This window comes from Microcystis sp. M53602_WE12, assembly GCF_030065455.1.
GTDB lineage: Bacteria > Cyanobacteriota > Cyanobacteriia > Cyanobacteriales > Microcystaceae > Microcystis > Microcystis aeruginosa.
Genome location: NZ_JASJFB010000495.1, coordinates 1 through 3,376 on the forward strand (window position 1 = coordinate 1; position 3,376 = coordinate 3,376).

At 48.7% G+C, this 3,376-nt stretch carries 3 protein-coding genes and 1 pseudogene; 2 read left to right on the plus strand and 2 right to left on the minus strand.

The features are described from left to right. Positions 1 to 87 (minus strand): annotated as a pseudogene (locus PX482_RS16410) (IS200/IS605 family transposase); the annotation flags it as partial. Positions 88 to 212: 125 nt separating this feature from the next. Next, positions 213 to 812, minus strand: a complete 600-nt coding sequence (locus tag PX482_RS16415) for a peroxiredoxin (protein WP_002752469.1) — start codon at positions 810 to 812, stop codon at positions 213 to 215. A gap of 431 nt (positions 813 to 1,243) precedes the next feature. On the opposite strand from PX482_RS16415, the gene PX482_RS16420 reads away from it, so the two are divergent. Both PX482_RS16420 and PX482_RS16425 read left to right on the plus strand, forming a co-directional pair. Further along, positions 1,244 to 1,717 carry a helix-turn-helix domain-containing protein gene (locus PX482_RS16420; protein WP_002737347.1) on the plus strand — a complete coding sequence of 158 codons (474 nt, stop codon included), beginning with the start codon at positions 1,244 to 1,246 and terminating at the stop codon, positions 1,715 to 1,717. Between the two features lie 7 nt (positions 1,718 to 1,724). Then, on the plus strand, positions 1,725 to 3,376 hold a 1,652-nt coding region (locus PX482_RS16425; RefSeq protein WP_288122697.1), incomplete at its 3' end, for a peptidase domain-containing ABC transporter.

A 3,376-nucleotide genomic window follows, 5' to 3' on the forward strand; every position in this document is an offset into this window, starting at 1 on the left:
GAAAACGGCTTTACGATATTTGGCTGGGAACACTAAATGATATAGCAAAACACTTACATTATGGCTCTTATGGATGTATTCACTCATTTTTCTATTGTACGCCGCGAGCGGCGGGGAATTAGACCCGAAGAGATTAAAATGGGGGGTGAAATAATTCACCCCCTTAAAAGTCTCTCCCCATCTATAGCTGAGGGACTTCTGACGAACTTTAACTAAACTGCTGCGAAGTAAACTTTTGACTTCACAGGATCGGGAACCATGGTAGCATCGCCTTCTTGCCAACCGGCGGGACAAACTTCATCCGGATGGGATTGGACGTATTGAATCGCTTTCAGAGTGCGGAGGGTTTCATCGACACTGCGACCAAAGGAAAGATTATTAATAGTAGCGTGTTGGATAACACCTTCTTTATCGATGATAAAGAGACCGCGCAGGGATACCCCCGCATCCGGGTCAAGAACATTGTAAGCGGTGCTGATTTCTTTTTTTAGATCCGACACCAAAGGATAGGCCACATCACCGACACCGCCGGATTTTCTCTCGGTTTGAATCCATGCGAGGTGAGCAAATTCGCTATCGACGGACACCCCTAAAATCTCGGTGTTGATACTGCTAAATTCGCTAACTCGATCGCTGAAAGCGGTAATTTCCGTGGGGCAAACAAAGGTAAAATCGAGGGGATAGAAGAATAAAACGACGTATTTACCCCGATAATCCGATAATTTGATGGTTTTGAACTCTTGATCGAAAACGGCGGTCGCGGTGAAATCCGGCGCCGCTTGTCCGACTCTTAAGCAACCTTCGGCGGTCATACTCTTAATCTCCTTAATCTAGTTTCTGGGAAAATGCAACTATTTTTACATTCCTTAACAACTATATCATAGTCATAACGATTTTGAGTAATTGGCCGTTAGTTGGTTGTTGGGAAGGTTGTCAGCTGTACTGAATTTAAACTGCATATTGGAAATTTTAGTACAAATGCTCAAACTGCCGATCCCTGCTCCCTGCTGCCCGCTCCCTTGCAGTCTTAACGAGTAATTTAGATAGTCAACAGCTTATCGGGCGAGAGAAAAAGAATTTAATAGACTCCATAATGTTCACTTTCGCAGCCACAATAGGAATTTAGGGACAGCGAAAGAGATCGTCACCCAGGGAAGTCAGCCCATTGTACAACTTAGTACATCTTTCTTGCCTCAACGCTCCGACCTGCTGCTGTCTGCTTTTACTTATAGTTGCAAAGGCTATGTCAACGTCATCAAGCACCGGTAAATATCTATCCCCATCCCAACGTCAGCAACTTCTCGAAATCTTAACAGAACCAAATATCCCCGATATCGATCGCAAACGGATTCAAATCATTCTTTTCGCTGACGAGGGCAAATCCCCGGGCGAGATCCGTAAGCTTCTCGATTGTACTGCCGCCACCGCTAGTAAATGGATACTGATCGCCGAGAGTGGCAAGATCGATCACTGGCAGAAATACCGCCGCGGTCGCCCTTCCAAAGTTGATCAATTTTACCTCGATCGCCTGAGAGAACTGATTAGTAAATCCCCCCGGGATTTCGGCTATTCCTTTAACCGATGGTCGGGAGTTTGGTTAGCGCAGCATCTAGAGAAAGAATTCGGGGTCGCGCTCACCCCCACCCACGTCAATCGCCTCCGCAAACAGCTACAGCCGATCCGCATCATCGATCTTTCTCCTTCAGCCAAAGCTTAAAACAACTATGCTCGATACTCACAGCCTCGTCAATCCCTGGCCGGAATTCCTGTCCGAAACCCAGTGGCGGAGTCTCCAGAAAACGGCGATCACCCTCTCTCCCGAAGCAGGTACACTGCCCCTACAGCCCGGATTATATCTAGTGGTTCGCGGCAAAGTTCGTATAGCGAACTCGCAGCAAAAAGAGATGATCGCGCTCAAAACCGACGAATTTTTTGGAGAATTCACCCTCTTTCCCCGATCGGGTTTTCTTCCCTACTCGGTTCGAGTCTCCGCAAAGGCGGAACTACTTCTTATCCCCGAGTCCGCCCTGAGGCCGATCCTGAAAAAACACCCCGCCCTGAAAAAAACATTACTGCAACGGGCGCGGGAAATTGAGCAACTTCTTGGGACGAAGACAGAAGAAACGGACAAAAAAAGCGATCGAGCCTATTTTCCCTCTCCGGCGCAGCGGTTAGGTCACTGGATCGGTCAATCCCTCCGCCGTTATCCCTTCTTCGAGCAACAGTCCGCCTCCGATTGCGGGGCGGCCGGTTTAGTCATGATCGCCCGTTATTGGGGCAAAAGAATCAGCGTCAACCGTTTGCGGGAAATGGCCAACGTCAACCGCGACGGGGCAACCCTGTCGGGACTGATCACCGCGGCGGAAAATATCGGCCTCTCCACCCGTCCGGTAAAAGCGACTCTAGAGGGATTAGGGAAACAGCCCCTACCGGCGATCGCTCACTGGGAAGGCAAACACTTCGTTGTTATCTGGAAAATTACCCCCAAACAGGTGATTATTGGCGATCCAGCGATCGGGCAATTAACCCTAAGTCGTGCCGAATTCGCCAGTAAATGGACGGGATTCACCCTGCTGCTCCAACCGAACCAGAAATTCCGGGACACGAAAGAGGATAAAACCTCTCTCTGGCAGTTTTATCGCTTACTGGAACCCCATTGGTTCGTACTGCTGGAAATTTTCGTCGCCTCGCTCTTTATTCAGATATTCGGCTTAATTACGCCGATTTTCACCCAGTTAATCCTCGATCGAGTGATCGTGCAGGGTTCGTTAACCACCCTTTGGGCGATGGGTATCGGTGCGCTAATTTTCGGGGTTTTTCGGGTGGCAATTACTGGTTTACGCGCCTATCTCCTCGATCACACCGCTAATCGCATCGATACGGCATTAATCACCGGTTTTATCCGCCATACCCTCAGCCTTCCCCTCGGTTATTTCGAGTCCCGCTATGTGGGCGATATCATTTCTCGCGTCGGGGAAAATCGCAAGATTCAGCGTTTTCTCTCTGGGGAAGCTCTCTCGATTTTACTTGACTTATTAACAGTTTTCGTGTATGTGGCGGTGATGCTTCGCTATAGCTGGCAATTAGCCCTAATCAGTTTAGCGATCGTGCCACCGTTCTTTCTGCTGGCGTTAATTTCTACCCCTTTTCTCCAGCGAATATCCCGGGATATTTTTCAGGCGATCGCTAAAGAAAGCAGTTACCTGATCGAGATTTTAACCGGTATTCGTACCGTCAAATCTACCGCCACAGAGCGCTCGACCCGTTGGCACTGGGAAGACCTTTTCTCGGTGGAGGTCAAGAAAAATTTCTCCGGGCAGATCATCGGCAATAATCTCCAGATATTCAGTAATCTGATCGAATCTTTAGCGACGAC